The following is a 17,739-nucleotide window of genomic DNA, read 5'->3' as shown; positions in this document are numbered from 1 at the left end:
CCCGCCGATCAGAGGTAACCGGCGGGAGTCGGGTGCGCGTCGGTCGGGGTGGCTTGGATTCGGGTGCGGTCGTCGCGGGACTCGATGAGTTCGGCGAGGGTGAGGCCGTCGGGGCCGACGAAAGGCTTGGGGCGATCCGGGAGTTCGCGGTCGAGCCAGGCGGTGGCCTCGGCCGGGGAGAGCGCGCCGACTTCGAGCTGGGCCAGGCAGCGGCCGGGGCGGATGACGGCGGGGTGCAGGCGGGAGAGGTTTTCGTTGGTGGTGATGGCGACCAGCACGTCGCGGCCCTGGCCGAGCATGCCGTCGGTGAGGTTGAGCAGGCGGGAAAGGCCTTGGCCGGTGGATTCTTTGGCGGAGCCGCGGATCAGTTCGTCGCAGTCCTCGAGGACCAGGAGCCGCCAGCGGCGCTTGGACTGGTCGTAGGTGTCCACGCCGATGGCCACTTCCATGAGGTAGCCGGGGGTGGCGAAGAGGACTTCGGGGTCGAGTACACAATCCACCTGGCACCATTGCGACCATTCGCGCGCCAGGGCGCGCAGGGCCGAGGTCTTGCCGGTGCCGGGCGGGCCGTGCAGCAGGAGCAGGCGGCCGCTGATCTCCTCGGGGCGCAAGGCCATCAACTTCTGCAGTGCCGCGCCGATATCGGTGCCGTAGTTGCCCGCGACCTGAGACCAGGCCGCGGCGCTGATGGTGCGTTCGCGGCGCTGCGGGCCGTGGGATCCGTAGTGCCAGAAGCCCATTGTGATCTGGCTGTCGTCGGCTTCGGGCTCGACCGTGGCGTCCTGACTGCACGTGTCGATCACGCTGCGGGCCAGCTCCTCGGTGGCCGCGCAGATCTGCAGAGCCGCACTGCCGCTGGTGCGGCGCACGACGCGCAGGGTCCAGCCGTCACCCGCCGCCAATGTGGTGCGGGTGCCGTCGTCGTCACTGGTGCGCAGTACGCGCGCGGTGTCGGGGCACAGCGGCGCTTCGGGCTTCACGCCCTCGAGCTCCACCGAAAGCGCGTGCGGCTGTTCACCGCTCACGTACGGCGCGAGCCCGATGGCGTCGATGATGTCGCGGGGCGTATCGGAATCGTCGAGGTTCATCACCCACGTGAGCTCACCGGCGGCGGGCACCTCGCGGCCGACCAATCGCAGGCGTTCGTGTGGTGTGGAAGTCATTCCGACGATGATCCGGTTCAACCTGATCGAGGTCCAGCCAATATTCAGGCGGGCGCACCGGGCCGGGTTGTCAACTGGTGGAACACATCCGCGATCTGCTCGATGCGCGCTTCCTCGAGCTCGGGCCGCGGGAAGGTGTGCCGGAAGATGGCCTCGCCGTCGAACATGTGCGTCAGCGAGGTGGCGATCAGCCGGGCGGTGTCCGCGGACACGTCCGGGGTGAGGACGGTGACGGCGAGTTCCTCGACTTCGCGCATCATGTCCCGCAGCACCGGTTCCAGGCGCAGCCGCAGTTCGGGTTCGGTGCGGGCGGCGACCAGCAGTTCCAGCCACACCGTATTGGTGGTGTCCCGGATCTCGCGGCGGATCAGGCGCATGATCGTCATCAGATCTGCCGGGCTCAGGGAGTTCTCGGGCAGCCGCAGTTCCGCGGCGGCGAGCAGGTGCCGGCGGCGGACCTCGTCCGCGGCGGCGACGACCAGATCGGTCCGGGATTCGAAATGGCGGAAGATGGCGCCCTTGGAAACCCCGGCGCGCGCACTGATCTCGCCCAGCGAGGCATTGTGATATCCGATCTCGGCGATGGCCTCGATGGTGGCATCGACGAGTTTGCTGATGGTGGTGGCGCGGCGCTCGGCCTGAGTTCGTCGCGCGGTCGTCAATTACCCTCCAGCTCGCAGGAATCGGCCCGTGCGCGCGGTGCCCAGCACCTCGGCGGGCATCCCGTCACCGAAGACGTACTGGCCACCGACGAACACCGCCGACACGGCTTTGTCATTGCGATTGACCATACGTGGCAGGTCGCCGTAGGTCGGCACGGGGCATTCGGCATACGCCTCCAGCGAGTCGTCCAAGCCGTCCGGATCGACCACGAGCAGATCGGCGCGGTCGCCCTCGCGCAGATAGCCGGCGTCGATGCCGTACCAGTCAGCCAGTTCACCGGTCACCCGGCGCACCGCGTGCTCCAGGGTGAGGAAGGGCTGCCCGGCCTGTTCGGCCTGCCGCACCCGGCGCAGGAAACGCAGGCCGAAGTTGTAGAAGGCCATATTGCGCAGGTGTGCGCCCGCGTCCGAGAAACCCAGCTGCACGCCGGGGTGGGCGCTGAGCTTGTTGAGCATCTCGGGCCGATGGTTGGAGATCGTTGTGCGCCAGCGCAATTTGGTGCCGTGCTCGACCACCAGATCCAGGAACGCGTCCACCGGATGCAGGCCGCCGCGTTCCTCGCCCACCTGGCCGAACGTCTTGCCGATCACGTGCGCATCGGGACAGCCGACGATCTCGGCATCGAAGAAGTCGCGATGCCAGACCCGGATCCCGAACTTGTTGTCGTAGTCCTTGCGGAACCGCCGCCGGTAGGACTCGTCGCTCATCAGCGCATTGCGCTCCACCTGATCGGCCAGATGCAATGCGGCCGCGCCGGATCCGAATTCCTCGAAGATGACCAGGTCGATGCCGTCGGCGTACACCTCGAACGGGATCGGCAGATGCTGCCAGCGGAAGTCACCGCCCAGCCCGTTGATCACCCGGGTGAGCGTGCCCATGAGGTACACCAGCAGCGGGTTCGCCTTGAGATCCGCCGCCGAGATCAGCGTGGTCTTCAACCGCTTGCGGAACAGTCCGACGCTGCTGAAGGTCATGGCGGCGATGCTGCGCGGCGAGGTGACATCCGGTCCACCCTGCAATACCCGCCCGCGCCGCCGCAGAATCGCATTGAGCCGCCGGCGTTCCCGCGCGCCGGCGTAGGTCGACGGCAAGGTCCGGGACCGTGCGACCTCACCGTCGAGCTTGTCGAACAACAGCTGCTGGGCCGACATGCCCACGAATCCGGCGTCGAGGGCCTCGGTCAGCGCGGCTTCCATGGCCGCGAGTTCGCCGGTGGTGGGCCGGACTTCCTTGCGGGTGGCCCGATCCAATCCCATGAGCGCGGTCCGGATATCCGAATGCCCGATCATCGCCGCGAGATTCGGCCCCAGCGGCAGTTCTTCCAGTGCGGCCACGTACTCGCGCGCCGACTTCCAGGTCTTGTCGCGCACCGCGTCGATCACGTGCTCGCGCGGAATCGCCTCCACCCGCCCGAACAGGTCGCCCGCATCGGTCGCCTCGGCGTGCACGGTGGACAGCGAACACGAACCGAGGATCACCGTGGTGATCCCGTGCCGTACCGACTCGGTCAGCCCGGGCGCGCGCAGCACCTCGATGTCGTAGTGGGTGTGGATGTCGATCATGCCCGGCAGCACCCATTTGCCCGCGGCGTCGATGACTCGGGGACAACCGGTTTCGTCGAGGGGTGCGGCCGAGACCGCGGCGACGCGATCACCGACCAGTCCGAGATGTCGGATGGCGGAAGCGTTTCCGGTTCCGTCGAACCAGCGGCCGCTCTTGATGATCGTGTCGTAGCTCACAACAACATTGCAACCGATCGGTCACTAACTGTCAAGGAGTGCGCCCCGGGCGAACCGGCCATCGGCGCGCCCGCGGCGTGGTGGATACTCGAGCGATGAACTGGGATCACCTCAAATCACGGCGGCCCAGCGACACCGAACGCGATGCCCTGCAAGCGGAGCTGGTCGAGCGCGCGATCGCCGTCAAGCAGCACGGCTGGGACGACTATCGCGACGTCTGGACCGCAGGCGACGCCGCGGGAGTCGCCTACCTGCTGGGCGATACCGAAGCCCTCGAGCAGCTCGAGGAACACGAGGGCTCGATCCTGACCCGATACGCCGGCGCGCTCTACGGCTTCAACGGCGCCCGCAAGGAGATCGCGGCGGGGCTGCCGGACACCCAGGCCTGGTTCGCGGCGGCCCGGGCGAAGGTGCAACGCGCGGCCCGCTGATCAGTACGGCACCGCGAGATTACGTTCGGCCCAATCTTTTTCGGCCTCGGAACCGCCCGGCGGCGGCACCAGTCCGTTGATCATCCAGAGTTCCTCGCTGGTTTCGTCGGCGTGGAATTCCCAATGCAGGTCCGGGTGCCGGTCGAGATGCGGTTTCAGGATGCCGTTGATCCACCGGGTGGTCCGGCGGCGCGATTCCGCGTCGGGGTTGCGCCGGGCGATGTGGTCGATGATGACGCGCACCCCGACCGGGGTGGGTTCGCCGCCGACGAAGAAGTTCTCCGGCTGGGATTCCTGGAACAGCGTGACCACGTAGAAGCGCGGTAGCCCGACCTGCTCGTAATGATCGGCGATGCGGGAAGCGAGTTCGTGCTTCTCCTCGGCGGTGAAGATTCCCGGGGTGTGGTGAATGGTCCACAGCGGCATGGCGGTTCGATTCTCCTGGAAGTGGTGCGGATTCAGCTGGCGGCGGTGAAGGTCAGGCGTTCGACCGGGCCCGACAGCGCGGCCTTGACCGTCACGGTGACATCGTCGGCGAGCACTTCGGTATCCCCCGCCTCCAGGCCGTCGAGAATGCGCGCGGCGATCTCGGCGGGCGTCGCCTTCGGCCGATCCAGCGCCGAGACCATGTCGGTGTCGATGAAGCCCGCATGCACCCCGAGCACCTGGGTGTGCTGGCCCGCGAGTTCGAGCCGCAGTGAATTGGTGACCGACCAGGCCGCGGATTTGGAGGCGCCGTAAGCGCCCGCGCCGGCCAGCCAGGACAGCACCGAATGCATGTTCACCAGCGCTCCCCCGCCATTGACGGCGAGTGCGGGCGCGAAGGCGCGAGCCACACGCAACAGGCCGAACACATTGACATCGAAAGTGTCCGTGATGTTTTCGAAGGGAGCGGTCACCAGACCGCCCGGCAGCAGCACGCCGGCATTGTTGAAGACCAGCTCGGCATCGGGAGCAAGCGCCGCGAGGGCGGCGACCGACTCCTCCGACCGCACCTCCAATTCCGCGGTGACCACCTGCGGCCGTTCGTCGGCATAGGCCGACCGGGCCGTCGAGTACACCTTGCGCGCCCCGCGTGCCAGCAGCTCGTCGACCAGCGCCGCGCCGAGCCCGCGTCGGCCGCCGGTCACCACGGCCACCTTGCCCGCTACTGCAACCATCACTTCCTCCTAGGTAACGATGTCGTTAGTTAGATGGAACCACGCTCCTGCTGAATAACGCAAGCGTTAGTTACACTGGCGGTGTGGCGATGGAATTCGAGGAGCGACTACGCGACCGGGACGCCTGGTCGATCGGTGACGGCTGTTCCGCCGAACGCGTGCTGAACCTGCTCAGCACCAAGACGGTGTTCCTGGTGGTGCGCGAATGCTTCTACGGCACCACCCGATTCGAGGATTTCGTGAGCCGGATCGGCACCTCCGCACCGGCGGTGTCGCGGGCACTCAAGCAGCTAGAGGCCGCTGGGATCGTCGCGCGCGTGCCCTATCGGGAACCTGGCCACCGCGCCCGCGACGAATACCGGCTGACCGCCGCCGGCGAGGACCTGCTGCCGGTCTTCATGTCGCTCATGCAATGGGGTGACAAGCATCTGCAAGACGGCCGCCCGCCATTCTCGTTCGTGGAGAACGGCACCGGCCGGGAGGTGAGCGTACGGGTGACCGCGCAGCCCGCACCCGAATCCACTTCCGGCGATATCCAGATCCGGTTGAATCCGGCCCGGCGGCGCACCTGAGCCGAGCTCTTGTCCGGTTCCCAGGTCGCCCGTATCGTCGAGAGTTGTTAGCAAAGGCGCTTGCAACTGTTGAACACTCGGATGCGGGCGACCTGTACAGACAAAGGAGTCTGGAAATGTCGGCTGCGATGCTCGTCGACGACCGATTCACCTCGGTTGCCGCCAAATTCTTCTCGCTGTTCGGCGCCCCGCGGAAGGGCGGCGGCGCGGTCGCGGTCTATCTGCACGGCGAACCCGTGGTCGATATCTGGGCGGGGTGGGCCACCCCCGATCGGCCGTGGCGGGCAGACACCATGGCGCTGTCGTTCTCGACCAGCAAGGGTGTGGCGGCGACGGTGCTGCACCGGCTCGCCGATCGCGGGTTCATCGACTACGACGCGCGGGTGGCCGACTATTGGCCGGAGTTCGCGGCGCAGGGCAAGGGTGAGATCACCGTTCGCGATGTGCTGCGCCATCGCGCCGGATTGCAGCGGATACGCGGGCTGCTGCCCGATACGGACGATCTGTACGAGCACGATGCGGTGGCCGCCGCGCTCGCCGCGAGCGCGCCGGATCCGCTGCGCCTCAAGGCTTCCGGATATCACGCCATCACGTTCGGGACGCTGGTCGCGGAGATCGCGCAGCGGGCCACCGGACGCGACTTCCGGGATCTGGTGCGCGAGGAATTGGCGGTTCCGCTGGGCGACAGCGACTTCTGGTTCGGAGTGCCCGCGCAGCAGCGGGGGCGGGTGGCTCGGCTCGGGCCGCGCGCCAATATCGCGAAACTTCCGGTGGATCGGCTGCTGGGCGTCGCCGCCGCGATTCCCCCGCTGCGTTCGCTGCGCGGGGTCGTCTACGACGGCATGCTGAATGCCGCGCAGTTCTCCGACCGGCCGTTCGATGCCATGATGCCGGGCTGGAACGGCGTGTTCACCGCCCGATCGGTGGCCCGCATGTACGCGGCGATCGCCAATGACGGGTGGGTCGGCAATCAGCGGCTGCTGAAGCCCGAAACCGTTGCCCGCATTACCGAAATGCCGTTCAACAGCAAGTTCGACTATGTGCTCGGCGCGGCGCCCAACCATTCACTGGGCTATCACCGTGCGATCGTGGGCACCAAGTTGCGCCGGGATTCGCTGGGGCACTTCGGTATCGGAGGTTCGGGCGGTATCGCCATGCCGGGGCTGGGTTTGTCGATCGCGTTCGTGACCAATCACCTCGGCAACCGGGCTTCCTCGCTGGGCGATGCGCGATTGCCGGTGCTGGCGGCATTGGCGGCCCGGGCGGCGCGCACCGATCCGGGCATCGAGCGGTTGCCGGCGGCCGCGGCGGGCTGATCGGTCAGGCCAGCCACCACGAGGCCACGAACACCGCGAAGGCCAAGGCGATGAACGCGATTCCCATCGCTTTGGCTACCGCGGGCCGCCATTCCTCGATCCGGTTCACGGCCGCGAAGAGCGCGCCCACCAATACGATCGGCAATACCGCCGGGATGACCAGCGCGACGAGCGAACCGATGATCCAGCCCGCGATCCGGAATTTGCCCCAGGTGATGCCCAGCAGCAGCGGAATCACCACGGCCCCCGCCGCGCCGCCGATCAGCGCATGCCAGGGTTGCTCGCCGATCCACGGTGCGCCGGGGATGCCCGGAATGTCGAGGATATCCAGGGTGCACCAAATCCCCACCAGCACGATCAACGCGAGCGTGCCCCACAGGGCGATCCGGTAGTGCCATTTCCGCAGCGGGGTCCAATCCACCTGCCGCCCATGGTGCATGGTCGCGGCCGTGACCGCGGACCAGACCAGCCAGCGCCGGATCAGTCCGGTTCCGGTCTTGGCCATGGCATCCCGGAAGATCCGGTCCGCCTCGTCCCGGTGGATCTCGCGCGCCGCGATGTAGCTGGCGGGCTCACCCTTGTCCAGGACCAGCCCGTCGTGCAGGATCGCCGCCGGCAGGTGCGCCCCGGTCTTGGGCACCAGCCAGGTCAAGAAGGCCGGCACCGAGGTCAGGTCCGTCGTCCAGTTCGCCAGATCCGCGGGCACCAGAATCTCGCCGACCCCGTCCGGGGAATCATCGTTGTAGCCGATGCGCCGCAGCAACCGGAACTCTTCGCGCCGGGTGGCCTCGTTGTAGAGCCGGTCGAGCATGATCGTGAGATCGGGCGGGGCCGGTACGACCGTCGGCACAGCCGGCTCCATGGACTTGTTCACCACGACCGCTTGCGGATCCACCTCGGCCGCGGTCGCGCCGGCAGGTGCGTCGCCACCGTCGTAGAACGATCCGGTGTCCTGTTCGCCCCCAAGCTTCATGCCTACAGCTTGCACCTTCTCGGAGCGCATTTGCGCAGGTAGAAAGAAATGCAACCGAGGCGAAGCTTGATCGTTTCCTGTGGGCGCCAGCCAATAAGACCGATGAGTATGCGAACATATGTTCGTGTCCGGATCTGAGCAGAGGCAGCGGGAGCGCCCCGAGCAGGCGGCGATTCTGCATGCCGACCTCGACTCCTTCTATGCTTCGGTGGAGCAGCGGGACAATCCGCGGTTGCGGGGGCGGCCGGTGCTGGTGGGGTCCGGGGTGGTGCTGGCGGCCAGTTACGAGGCGAAGGCGTTCGGGGTTCGGACGCCGATGAATTCGCGGCAGGCGCTGCGATTGTGTCCGCACGCGATCGTGGTGCCGCCCCGGATGTCGGCTTATGCGCAGGCCAGCAAGGCGGTCTTCGAGATCTTCCGGGACACCACGCCGGAGGTGGAGGGGATCTCGATCGACGAGGCGTTTCTGGATGTGAGCGGGTTGTGGCGGATCGCGGGGGCGCCGGTGGATATCGCGCAGGGGTTGCGGGCGCGGGTGCGGGCGGAGGTGGGGTTGCCGATTTCGGTGGGGGTGGCGCGGACCAAGTTCCTGGCCAAGGTGGCCAGTGCGGTGTCCAAACCGGATGGGCTGCTGGAGGTTTCGCCGGATCGGGAGTTGGAGTTTCTGCATCCGCTGCCGGTGGAGCGGCTGTGGGGCGTCGGCGAGGTGACCGCACGAGAACTGCGGGAACGCGGGATCACGCGGGTGGGGCAGCTCGCGGAATTGGGTGAGGGGCCCTTGGCGGCGGTGCTCGGGCCGGCGACCGGCAGACATCTGCACGCGCTTTCCTGGGCCCGCGATCCGCGACGCGTCGATACCGGACGGCGGCGGCGGTCCATCGGCGCGCAGCGGGCCCTCGGTCGGAGGGCGCGTACGGATGCGGAGGTCGAGGCGTATCTGCACGGACTGGCGGATCGGCTCGGTCACCGGCTGCGGCGGGCGAAACGCGTCTGCCGAACCGTGGTGCTGCGCTTGCGATTCGACGATTTCAGCCGGGCCACCAGGTCACACACCCTGATGCAGGCGACCGACCGCGGGGAGGTGGTCTTGCACGCGGCCCGCACGCTGCTCGAGGCCGCACTGCCGATGATTCACGAGCGCGGGCTGACGCTGATCGGATTGGCGCTGACCAATCTCGACTACTCCGACACCATGCAACTGTCGCTGCCCTTGGCGGAGCGCGCCGAGAACTCCCTGGACTCGACGCTCGACGCACTGCGGGATCGGTTCGGCGCGGGCACCGTCACCCGCGCGGCCCTACTCGGTCGCGGCGAAGGGCTTTCGGTGCCGACGCTGCCCGATTGATCAGAGGTTCAGACCGCCGGCGCGCCGGGTTCGAGCAGTCGTTTGGGGTGCATGCCGTCGACCTGGCCGATGAACGGCGGATGGATGCTGTAGCCGAGCATGCGCCGGATGTCCTCGGAGACAGCGCGAACCGTGTCGCGGGTCATGGACAGCGTGAACGCCTCCTGCGGGCGCAACCACGGTTCGCAGTACTGGGCGGTCAAGGCCAGGCGGGGCGCGGAGGTGGTGTTCGCTCCCCCGCCGTGCCACAGTGTGCCGCCGAAGAAGACGCAGGAACCCGCGGGCATGACGACGGGTACGCGGGCGGCGTCGCCGGGTAGCCGGTCATCCCAGAGATGGCTGCCGGGGATGAGGTCGGTCGCGCCGTTCTCGGCGGTGAAATCGTCGATGGCCCAGATGGTGGCCGCGCCCAGGAACTTTCGCGGCCGGGGCAGCGGGTAGAAGCCGTCGTCGGTGTGCAGCATCTGCGCCGACTCCCCCGGCAGGATCTTGATGACCTGCAGCATCGACAGCAGATAGTTCGGCAAGAACAGCCGGTCCAGCAGGGCCAGCACGCGCGGATGGTCCGCGATGCGATCGCAGGCGCGGGTCTTGTTCAGCACGCTGTAAAGCCGCTGGGTGCCATGCCCTTCGAAGGCATTGCGACCGGTCTGATCCAGCAGCGGTTCCACGGCCGCGCGGATTTCGGCGAGCTCCTGCGGGGTGAGCAGGTCGCGCAGGATGACATAGCCGTCCCGTTCCAGCGCCGCCAGATCCGCGTCCACCACGGCCGGATCGATACTCGCGCCGCTGCTCGCCGTCCGCCGATAGGTGCCCGCCAGGTCGCCGTTCAGATCGACCAGCGATGACACGTCCGCGCTCATGCCGACTCCCTCCAGAAGCCATAACATAACCGAATTCGGTTATGCTTCGACTGTGGCACGCGCACCGATCGGACGTCAACAACTTCTCGATGCCGCCCGCGACGAACTGGTGCGCGGGCGCGGAAGCCTGGAACTGAGCGCGCTGACCAAGCGCGCCGGGTTGAGCACCGGGGCGGTGTACCACCATTTCGGGTCGAAAGTGGGCCTGCTGGCGGCGGTTTGGGACGACTTCTACGAGGGGCTCAGCCGGGCCACCGCCGACGATCGGCTACCCGAGGCGGACTGGGCGACCCGCGAGCGGGAACGCACGCGGTGCTTCGTGGAGTACCACTTCAAGCATCCGCTGGCCTCGCTGCTGCTCAATCGGACCGCGCCCGATCCGGGACTGACCGAGCTGGAAGCGGTCTACATTCTCAATCTCGGTGACGCGGCGGCGGCGAATATCCGCACCGGACAGGCCACCGGCGAGATTCCGGCCGGTATCGACCCGGACAGTGCGGGGCATTACGTGATCGGCGGGCTGCGGCACGGGATCGCGCAGCAGCTGCGCGTGGTGCCGCGCGCGAGTGTGGATCGGGCCACCGAACTGCTGTGGCAGCTCATCGCCGCCACCCTCCGGCTGAGCTGAATTCGGCTGCGGCCATTAGCATCGGCGCGGTGAACAGCGTTCCCGATCTCGAATTATGGCTGGCCGACCACGAATTGGCGATACACCGGCGGGTGGAGAAATGGGTGCGCAGCGGGCTGCCGGTGCCGGTCGCGCTGTTGCGGGAGCTGTGGGTGGATCCGCGCTGGCAGCGGGCGTTGCGGGCGGCATTCGTGGGTGTGGCCGAGCGGTTCGAAGGGCCGGTGCGGGTGCTCGGGCTGCTCGAGGAGATCGGCGAGAACGAGGTGACGACAGCGGGTTTCGATGGTGGTCGGGAGGTTTCGGCCGAGACCGAGCTGGTGTTCCCGCATTACCGCGATTTCGCCGATCGCGACGCCGCGCTGGCGTTGCTGCGGGAACAACGTGGTGTGCGCCATTCGCAGCAGGTCGAGCGGGATACGTTGCGCGTGCCCTTGAACAAGTACGACTATCGGCGTGCGGATGATGCCGTTCGGGAGCGGCTGGCGAGGACGGGGCTGGCTCCGTTCCTCGCGGGCGCCGAATCCGAGGTGACGCCGGGGCATCCCCTCGAGCAGGCGGTGCGGGTGCGGGTCTATCGGCATCCCGGGCACGGCGATCGGCCCTTCGCGTGGCTGCTCACCGATGCCGAGGCGGTCGGCGCGGACCTGTACGCGAAGCAGCTGGGCTGCACGGGCCCGCAGGTGAGCCGGCCGGTCGCCGGCGCGTATTGCCATCCGCTGCTGGGGTTTCCGGCCTGGTCGGTGCGGCAGGACACCATCACCGATGCCGAGGCGATCGGCGGCATGAACGGGTTGATGGCGGCCCGGCAGTGGGCTTCCAACGATGATCCGGAAGCGGCGTCGAGCGTGCTCGACACCCATGCCTCGGCCCTGCCCGTCCGGCACCGGGCCGCCTTCTGGACCAGTGCCGCGTACACGACTTTCGACAGCGGCACCGGGTTCTACTGGACCAAGCACAGTGACGGCGTGAAGCACGCGCGCACCGAAATCCTCGCGGCTTGCCGGCGTTCGGGGCTGTTCGCCGATGTGGATCTGCATTACGCGGTCGCCGTCGCCGAGAATGCCGATCTGGAGGCGGTCTGCGACGCGATCGCGCTGCGGGACGGGCCCGAGGCCGCGCTGCTCGCCTATCGGGCCGTGGCGCTTCGCTACGGTGCTTCAGCCAGTCATCTGGCCAAGCTTCGGGACTACGCGGCGGCCGCGGGACGGGATCGGCTGACCGAGGATGCGGCGGATCTGGGTGCGGTGCTGGCCCAGCGCGGCTATCTGTTCGGGCTCGCGGATTCGCTTCTGAAGAACCGTAAACGAGCCATCACCCATCTGGTCCTCACCGATGACCATGCCGTGCGGACGCTCTTCTCCGAGCCCTATGAGCTGCACACGCTCGACAAATGCGGGGTGCTCGATACCTTGCTGAAGAACAAGAAGGTGCTCGAGCGCTTGCGCGGCGGGGTGTTGTGGCCGGGTTCGTCGGCTGCGGAATGGGTGGACGAGCAGTTCGGCACGATGTTCGCCGAATCTCCGCCGGAGACAGCGGGTTACCGTCAGGCGCGGCGGATCGCCGAGCTGCTGGTGCCGGAAGCAGCCGTGCAGGGCTGAGAGGATCCGCTCGGCTGCTGCGATCGCGGATCAACGATCGCAGCAGCCGAGGCCGGACTACCGGACGGCGGCGGTCAGCGGTGCACCGAACCAGCCGGTGAGCGCCCGGCGCAGCGAATCCGCGGCCGAGTCGGCGGGTTCGTCGACGGCCGCGGCCCAGGCGATATGAGCGTCCGGGCGGATGAGCAGTGCGTCGGCGGGACGCTCATCCGTTGTGGCGGTGTGGATTTCGACGCGATCCCGCCAGGCTTCGGCGGCCTCCCGCAGGTCCGGACGGTCGGCCAGCACCAGCAGGAGCGGCCGCGCGGTGCGCAGCAGCGCCGCCACACTGCTCGCGCCCTGCTCGGTCCGCAATGTCAGATCAGGCGCGAAGGTGCCGATCAGCGCATGCTCCTCGGAGCCCGACTGGGGGTAGCGAGTGCAGTTGCCCGCGATCAGATCACCCACCCGGCGCAGTGCCGGCTCATCGGTGGTCAACTCCTGGAACAGCTCCCGCAGCGCCTCGGCCGCGGCGTCCTGCCCGCGCCGCAACGCGACCTGAGCCCGCGCCTGCATCCGCGTGCGGGCACCGGCGGCATGACGCTCGTCGTGATAGGTGTCCAGCAGCCCTTCGGGCGCCCAGCCGTTGATCGCGGCGCCCAGCTTCCACGCCAGGTTCACTGTATCGAGCATGCCCGCATTGAGCGCGACGCCGGTGGACGGGAACAGATGCGCCGCATCGCCCGCCACGAAGATCCGCCCGGCGCGATACTGTTCGGCCTGCCGATCCTTGAAGGTGAACCGCGACAACCGCTTCGCGTCCCGCATCGGAATCTCCGCGCCGAGCACCCGGCGAATGCTGTCCTGCAGTTCCTCCAGGGTCATCACCACATCGTCGTCGTACTCCGCGGTCTCGTCCTCGGTGGTCGAGAGATGCAATGCCCCGTCCGGCGTGCTCGCGAATGCCAGCTGACCGTGCTCGGTGCGCGTGAATCCCGCCGCGACCCGGCCGAATCCGGGGACCTCGAGATCACCGTTCTCATACACGGTCACCCCCTCGCCCACCGAAACCTGCGCCAACCGCACCACTTCCGGATACGTGGTGCCCGAGAACACGATCCCCGCCATCTCGCGAATCCGGCTCCGCCCACCATCACAGGCCACCAGATACCGCGCCGTCACCGCATAAGCGCCCTCCGGCCCAGTAACCTCCGCCGTCACCGACTCCTCGTCCTGGCGCACCGCATCCACCCGATGCCCCCGCCGAATCTCGGCCCCCAACTCCTCACCCCGCGCGGCGAGCAACCGCTCGATCTCCATCTGCGCCATGGGCAACACCTTCATCGGCGCCTCCGCCATCCGGGTGAAGTCCAGGTGCATCCCCCCGAACGGCAACCGCAACGGCGGATAAGGATCCGAACTGACCGCCTCGAACCGCTCCAACAACCCCCGATACCGCAGCAGATCCAGAATCCGCCCCCCGATCCCACTGGCCTTCGGCACATCCCACAACTCCGGATGCCGCTCCAGCACCACAGCCCGCACCCCCGCCAGCCGCAACTCGGAAGCCAGCATCAGCCCGCTAGGACCCGCCCCGACAATAACCACGTCGGTGTCCAAGACTCGCAATCCACACTCCCGTTCCCGCACTCGATCAACAACGAGAAGCGATTCTGCGCCACCCCCCACCCCTTGCGGCAAGTCCCCCGCTGCGTTATACCTTGAAAAGGGAAAGAGAACGCTCAGTTCCATTCAGCCGTTCGGCGCACCCTGTCACACCCCGCGCGTAGGCTCCGCCCCCATGCAACCTGCCACCGCCGCGGTAGCCGCCCTCATCGCAGGTATCACCCCGTACGACGAGCTCGAACAACGCCACGCCGCAAAGGTTTCGGCCTGGCTCGACTCCACCGACGACATTTTCCGCCGCACCAAACCCGCCACGCCTTCCCCTCACCTGGTCTCCTACGTCGTCCTCACCGACCCCGACGCCCAGGCCATCTACCTCGGCCGCCACCGCAAAGCCGGCCTCCACCTCCCCATGGGCGGGCACGTAGACCCCGGCGAACACCCGTCCACCACCGCCCACCGGGAAGCCGTCGAAGAACTCGCCCTCACCCCCACCTTCGACGTAGTCGGCCCCCACTCCGTATTCCTCACCTGGACAACAACGGTCGGCCTCACCGCCGGCCACATAGACGTCTCCCTCTGGTACGTCATCCGCGGCGACCACACCCGCACCTACCCCTTGGACCCCACCGAATTCGACGGCGGCCAATGGTGGCCCCTCACCCCCTCCGGCCTCCCGCCCACCGACCCCCACCTCCCCCGCTTCATCGGCAAACTCAACACCCTGCTCGCCCAGACCCGAGCGCCCCAGTGAACGAATCCAGCGTCCTCGTCGTGATCCGCGGCAACTCCGGCTCCGGCAAATCGACCACGGCAATGGCCGTGCAGCAGCGGTTCGGGCGGGCCGAATGTCTTGTGGTGCAGCAGGATACGGTGCGGCGGCTGATGTTGCGGGAGGGGGATGTTTCGGGTGGGGTGAATGTCGAGTTGATCGAGCACATTGCCAGGTTCGGGTTGGAGCGGGGGCTGGTGGTGATTGTGGAGGGGATACTCGATGCGGGGCGGTATGGGGGGATGTTGGAGCGGTTGGGTGGGGTGGCGGGGTGTGCGCTGCACTACTGTTTCGATCTCTCGTTCGAGGAGACCGTGGTGCGGCATGCGACTCGGCCTCAGGCGCAGATGTTTTCGGTGGGGCAGATGGCGGAGTGGTATCGGGGGTGGCAGCCGTTGCCGTTCGTGGAGGAGGTGCGGTTGGACGTCGGTTGGGAGTTGGGGGCGATCGTGGAGCGGATCGAGGGGGATGTTCGGGGGTGGCGGTAGGGGTGGTTCCGTTCGGATGGGGTGGCGGGTCGGGACCGGTTGTCGGCGGGATCGGTCCCCTGGGGTGGGGGTTGGGCGGGCTTACGTTGAGGGGGCGTCCGGTCGGGCGTTTTATCTCGATGAAGAAGGATCGATGACTGTTCAGCATCGCACTGTGAAGGTTCAGGGGCAGGACGTTTTCTATCGGGAGGCTGGGGATAAGTCCAAGCCGACTTTGGTGCTGCTGCATGGGTTTCCGAGTAGTTCGGCTATGTTCCGGAATCTGATTCCGGCGTTGGCCGCCGATTATCATTTGATCGCGCCGGATCATGTCGGGTTCGGGCAGTCCGCTATGCCGGCCGTCGACGAGTTCGAGTACAGCTTCGAGAAACTGACCGAGATCACATTGGAGTTGCTCGATACGCTCGGGGTGGAGCGGTTCGCGCTGTATATCCAGGATTACGGTGCGCCGATCGGGTTGCGGATCGCTTCGCGGAATCCGGAGCGGGTCACGGCGATCATCACTCAGTCGGGTAATGCCTATCTGGAAGGGTTCACGCCGTTCTGGGAGGTGCTGTTCGCGCATGCCAACGATCGGGCGACGCATGAGCCGGAGGTGCGGAAGCTACTGGAGCTGGATGCCACCAAGTGGCAGTACACGCACGGGGTGCCGGCGGATCGGCTCGCCAGCGTGAGCCCGGATACGTGGACGCTCGATCAGCATTATCTGGATCGGCCGGGGAACAAGGAGATTCAGCTGCAATTGTTCGCCGATTACAAGCTGAATCTCGATGGATACCCGGCATTTCAGAAGTATTTTGCCGAATTCCAGCCGCCGACGTTGATCACCTGGGGTGAGCACGACGAGATTTTCGGGGCGGACGGGGCGCGGGCTTGGCTGCGGGATCTGCCCGACGCGGAGCTGCATCTGCTCGATGCGGGGCATTTCGCGCTGGAAACCCATGGGGACGAGATCGCGGGATACATCCGGGAGTTCCTCGGGCGAATCTGATCGGCGAACCGCGTAGCCTTCGAGCTATGCCTCTCGATCATGGTGACCCGGGCGATGCCCCTTCGATCGCGCCGCCGCTGACGGACGTCCTGGATGCCGCCCGGCCGTCGGCGGCCGATGAAGCCAGAACCGTTGCGGCGGGAACCAATACGGGGACCTTGGCGACGTTGAGTGGCGACGGAACGCCTTGGGCTTCTTTCGTCACGTACGGGCTGCTGGACGGGCAGCCGGTGCTGTGCGTGTCCCGGATGGCCGAGCACGGGCGCAACCTCGCGGCCGATGCGCGGGCCAGTCTGGCGATCGTGCAGCCGGAGCTGCCCGCGGATCCGCTGGCGGCGGCGCGGGTCACCCTGGCCGGCCGGGTGGTGCGGCCGGAAGGGGAGGAAGCGATCGCGGCGCGGGAAGCGCATCTGGCGGCGGTGCCCGCGGCGAAGGTGTACATCGACTTCTCGGACTTCACCCTGTGGGTATTGCGGGTCGAGCGGGTGCGATGGGTCGGCGGGTACGGGCGGATGGATTCCGCCGGCGCCGAGGATTACGCGGCGGCAGTGGCGGATCCGATCATTCCGGCGGCAGGGCGAGCCATCACGCATCTCAACGACGATCATGCGGATGCGCTGCTGGACATGGCGCGGGCCCGGGGCGGTTATCCCGATGCCACCGCCGCGGTATGCGAGCGAGCCGACCGGTTCGGATTGGATTTGCGAGTGACGACGCCGCGCGGAGCGGCGGTCACCCGGGTCGGCTACGTTTCGCCCATCGACTCGATCGGTGAATTGCGCGCGGCCACTGTCGAATTGACGCGGTTGTCGCGAGACGCGTGATGCGAACGGGGTAGGTCCCCCGCGACCTACCCCACCGCCGCACCGATGACCGCCACCACCATGGTCCGCACGGCCTCTGGACTGGGCGCAGTTCCGGAGCGGTCAGCGAACAGCAGATGCCCCGCACCGACGAGAGTGGGTGCGAGCGTGGCGATATCCGCGGACTGTTCCAGTCGCCCCAGCGCACGCTCAGCGGTCAGATAGTTCGCGATCATCTCGCTGATATCGGCAACCAGCGGAATTCCGACCGGCCGGGACTCGCGCAGCCGGGCACGCACCTCGTCCCGGAACGTAACCAGGCTGACAACCGCCACGGCAACCGGCCCGAATGCCAGCGTGATTGCCTCCGTGAGGTTCTCGACCACCGATCCCGCCCCCGCCGCCGCACTCAACTCACCCGACTGCCGCCGCACCCGCGCGATCCGATCCCATACCAGCTCGACCAGAAAATCGTCGAAGTCCGCGAAATGCCGATGCAGCACCCCCTTCGCACACCCGGCCTCGGCGGTCACCGCCCGACTGGTCAGCGCACTCGGCCCCTCCCGCACCAGAATCCGCTCCGCCGCCTCGAACAACTGCTCACGCGCGTCCCGAATAGCCACACCAGT

The 17,739-nt window shown here is 67.4% G+C and carries 19 protein-coding genes; 10 read left to right on the top strand and 9 right to left on the bottom strand.

Annotated features, from left to right (window positions below; genetic code table 11):
• Positions 1-8 precede the first annotated feature (8 nt).
• Genes LTV02_RS10115 through LTV02_RS10105 form a run of 3 tightly spaced genes read right to left on the bottom strand, consistent with a single transcriptional unit; the run spans position 9 to position 3,565 of the window.
• Complete coding sequence (locus LTV02_RS10115) at positions 9-1,163, bottom strand: DUF5925 domain-containing protein (RefSeq protein ID WP_233039745.1); 1,155 nt, start codon at positions 1,161-1,163, stop codon at positions 9-11.
• A gap of 44 nt (positions 1,164-1,207) precedes the next feature.
• Positions 1,208-1,825: a TetR/AcrR family transcriptional regulator gene (locus LTV02_RS10110; RefSeq protein WP_233039744.1), complete on the bottom strand. Its 618-nt coding sequence runs from the start codon at positions 1,823-1,825 to the stop codon at positions 1,208-1,210.
• The gene (locus LTV02_RS10105; RefSeq protein ID WP_233039743.1) at positions 1,826-3,565 is read right to left on the bottom strand and encodes an N-acyl-D-amino-acid deacylase family protein; all 1,740 of its coding nucleotides are present in this window, start codon (positions 3,563-3,565) and stop codon (positions 1,826-1,828) included.
• Between the two features lie 95 nt (positions 3,566-3,660).
• On the opposite strand from LTV02_RS10105, the gene LTV02_RS10100 reads away from it, so the two are divergent.
• Positions 3,661-3,996 (top strand): hypothetical protein, encoded by a 336-nt coding sequence (locus tag LTV02_RS10100; RefSeq protein ID WP_233039742.1) that lies wholly within the window; start codon positions 3,661-3,663, stop codon positions 3,994-3,996.
• On the opposite strand, the gene LTV02_RS10095 is transcribed toward LTV02_RS10100, so the two are convergent.
• The gene (locus tag LTV02_RS10095) at positions 3,997-4,422 is read right to left on the bottom strand and encodes a tautomerase family protein (protein WP_233039741.1); all 426 of its coding nucleotides are present in this window, start codon (positions 4,420-4,422) and stop codon (positions 3,997-3,999) included. It abuts the gene before it with no gap.
• A 32-nt stretch (positions 4,423-4,454) separates the two neighbouring features.
• Positions 4,455-5,156 carry an SDR family oxidoreductase gene (locus tag LTV02_RS10090; RefSeq protein ID WP_233039740.1) on the bottom strand — a complete coding sequence of 234 codons (702 nt, stop codon included), beginning with the start codon at positions 5,154-5,156 and terminating at the stop codon, positions 4,455-4,457.
• An 89-nt stretch (positions 5,157-5,245) separates the two neighbouring features.
• On the opposite strand from LTV02_RS10090, the gene LTV02_RS10085 reads away from it, so the two are divergent.
• Together LTV02_RS10085 and LTV02_RS10080 are read left to right on the top strand one after the other, a co-directional pair.
• Entirely contained in the window at positions 5,246-5,728 is a 483-nt protein-coding gene (locus LTV02_RS10085) for a winged helix-turn-helix transcriptional regulator (RefSeq protein WP_233041542.1), read from the top strand.
• Between the two features lie 116 nt (positions 5,729-5,844).
• Positions 5,845-7,044: a serine hydrolase domain-containing protein gene (locus tag LTV02_RS10080; protein ID WP_233039739.1), complete on the top strand. Its 1,200-nt coding sequence runs from the start codon at positions 5,845-5,847 to the stop codon at positions 7,042-7,044.
• Positions 7,045-7,048: 4 nt separating this feature from the next.
• Here the strand turns inward: LTV02_RS10080 and LTV02_RS10075 are convergent, their stop codons facing one another.
• Complete coding sequence (locus LTV02_RS10075) at positions 7,049-8,017, bottom strand: DUF1353 domain-containing protein (RefSeq protein ID WP_233039738.1); 969 nt, start codon at positions 8,015-8,017, stop codon at positions 7,049-7,051.
• Between the two features lie 118 nt (positions 8,018-8,135).
• Here LTV02_RS10075 and dinB point away from each other — a divergent pair, with 118 nt between their 5' ends.
• Complete coding sequence (gene dinB / locus LTV02_RS10070; protein WP_233039737.1) at positions 8,136-9,362, top strand: DNA polymerase IV; 1,227 nt, start codon at positions 8,136-8,138, stop codon at positions 9,360-9,362.
• A gap of 8 nt (positions 9,363-9,370) precedes the next feature.
• Here the strand turns inward: dinB and LTV02_RS10065 are convergent, their stop codons facing one another.
• Complete coding sequence (locus tag LTV02_RS10065) at positions 9,371-10,225, bottom strand: phytanoyl-CoA dioxygenase family protein (protein ID WP_233039736.1); 855 nt, start codon at positions 10,223-10,225, stop codon at positions 9,371-9,373.
• 52 nt (positions 10,226-10,277) lie between these two features.
• Here LTV02_RS10065 and LTV02_RS10060 point away from each other — a divergent pair, with 52 nt between their 5' ends.
• Both LTV02_RS10060 and LTV02_RS10055 read left to right on the top strand, forming a co-directional pair.
• Entirely contained in the window at positions 10,278-10,853 is a 576-nt protein-coding gene (locus LTV02_RS10060) for a TetR/AcrR family transcriptional regulator (protein WP_233039735.1), read from the top strand.
• Positions 10,817-12,451, top strand: coding sequence for a hypothetical protein (locus tag LTV02_RS10055; RefSeq protein WP_233039734.1), 1,635 nt, complete (start codon positions 10,817-10,819; stop codon positions 12,449-12,451). Before LTV02_RS10060 ends, LTV02_RS10055 begins: the two co-directional genes overlap by 37 nt.
• 57 nt (positions 12,452-12,508) lie before the next feature.
• Here the strand turns inward: LTV02_RS10055 and LTV02_RS10050 are convergent, their stop codons facing one another.
• Positions 12,509-14,005 carry an FAD-dependent monooxygenase gene (locus LTV02_RS10050; RefSeq protein WP_233039733.1) on the bottom strand — a complete coding sequence of 499 codons (1,497 nt, stop codon included), beginning with the start codon at positions 14,003-14,005 and terminating at the stop codon, positions 12,509-12,511.
• Positions 14,006-14,231: 226 nt separating this feature from the next.
• Here LTV02_RS10050 and LTV02_RS10045 point away from each other — a divergent pair, with 226 nt between their 5' ends.
• The 4 genes from LTV02_RS10045 to LTV02_RS10030 all read left to right on the top strand — a co-directional run bounded on the left by LTV02_RS10045 (position 14,232) and on the right by LTV02_RS10030 (position 17,131).
• Positions 14,232-14,810, top strand: coding sequence for an NUDIX domain-containing protein (locus LTV02_RS10045; protein WP_233039732.1), 579 nt, complete (start codon positions 14,232-14,234; stop codon positions 14,808-14,810).
• Positions 14,807-15,316 carry a zeta toxin family protein gene (locus LTV02_RS10040; protein ID WP_233039731.1) on the top strand — a complete coding sequence of 170 codons (510 nt, stop codon included), beginning with the start codon at positions 14,807-14,809 and terminating at the stop codon, positions 15,314-15,316. Before LTV02_RS10045 ends, LTV02_RS10040 begins: the two co-directional genes overlap by 4 nt.
• A gap of 133 nt (positions 15,317-15,449) precedes the next feature.
• Positions 15,450-16,307, top strand: coding sequence for an alpha/beta fold hydrolase (locus tag LTV02_RS10035; RefSeq protein WP_233041541.1), 858 nt, complete (start codon positions 15,450-15,452; stop codon positions 16,305-16,307).
• Between the two features lie 26 nt (positions 16,308-16,333).
• On the top strand, positions 16,334-17,131 hold the full coding sequence (locus LTV02_RS10030; protein WP_233039730.1) for a HugZ family pyridoxamine 5'-phosphate oxidase: 798 nt from the start codon (positions 16,334-16,336) through the stop codon (positions 17,129-17,131).
• Between the two features lie 26 nt (positions 17,132-17,157).
• Here LTV02_RS10030 and LTV02_RS10025 read toward each other — a convergent pair whose 3' ends face one another.
• Positions 17,158-17,733: a TetR/AcrR family transcriptional regulator gene (locus tag LTV02_RS10025; protein WP_233039729.1), complete on the bottom strand. Its 576-nt coding sequence runs from the start codon at positions 17,731-17,733 to the stop codon at positions 17,158-17,160.
• Between the last annotated feature and the right edge of the window lie 6 nt (positions 17,734-17,739).

Source organism: Nocardia yamanashiensis (genome assembly GCF_021183565.1).
Lineage (GTDB): Bacteria > Actinomycetota > Actinomycetes > Mycobacteriales > Mycobacteriaceae > Nocardia > Nocardia yamanashiensis.
Note: the sequence above shows the minus strand (reverse complement) of the source record. Positions and strands in the feature narration are given on the sequence as shown.

Bases quoted from the DNA above. Each gene is read 5' to 3' on its own strand.
- LTV02_RS10115 (WP_233039745.1), bottom strand. From the start codon at position 1,163: ATGACTTCCACACCACACGAACGCCTGCGATTGGTCGGCCGCGAGGTG.
- LTV02_RS10100 (WP_233039742.1), top strand. From the start codon at position 3,661: ATGAACTGGGATCACCTCAAATCACGGCGGCCCAGCGACACCGAACGC.
- LTV02_RS10095 (WP_233039741.1), bottom strand. From the start codon at position 4,422: ATGCCGCTGTGGACCATTCACCACACCCCGGGAATCTTCACCGCCGAG.
- LTV02_RS10090 (WP_233039740.1), bottom strand. From the start codon at position 5,156: ATGGTTGCAGTAGCGGGCAAGGTGGCCGTGGTGACCGGCGGCCGACGC.
- LTV02_RS10085 (WP_233041542.1), top strand. From the start codon at position 5,246: ATGGAATTCGAGGAGCGACTACGCGACCGGGACGCCTGGTCGATCGGT.
- LTV02_RS10080 (WP_233039739.1), top strand. From the start codon at position 5,845: ATGTCGGCTGCGATGCTCGTCGACGACCGATTCACCTCGGTTGCCGCC.
- LTV02_RS10075 (WP_233039738.1), bottom strand. From the start codon at position 8,017: ATGAAGCTTGGGGGCGAACAGGACACCGGATCGTTCTACGACGGTGGC.
- dinB (WP_233039737.1), top strand. From the start codon at position 8,136: ATGTTCGTGTCCGGATCTGAGCAGAGGCAGCGGGAGCGCCCCGAGCAG.
- LTV02_RS10065 (WP_233039736.1), bottom strand. From the start codon at position 10,225: ATGAGCGCGGACGTGTCATCGCTGGTCGATCTGAACGGCGACCTGGCG.
- LTV02_RS10050 (WP_233039733.1), bottom strand. From the start codon at position 14,005: ATGCTGGCTTCCGAGTTGCGGCTGGCGGGGGTGCGGGCTGTGGTGCTG.
- LTV02_RS10045 (WP_233039732.1), top strand. From the start codon at position 14,232: ATGCAACCTGCCACCGCCGCGGTAGCCGCCCTCATCGCAGGTATCACC.
- LTV02_RS10035 (WP_233041541.1), top strand. From the start codon at position 15,450: ATGACTGTTCAGCATCGCACTGTGAAGGTTCAGGGGCAGGACGTTTTC.
- LTV02_RS10030 (WP_233039730.1), top strand. From the start codon at position 16,334: ATGCCTCTCGATCATGGTGACCCGGGCGATGCCCCTTCGATCGCGCCG.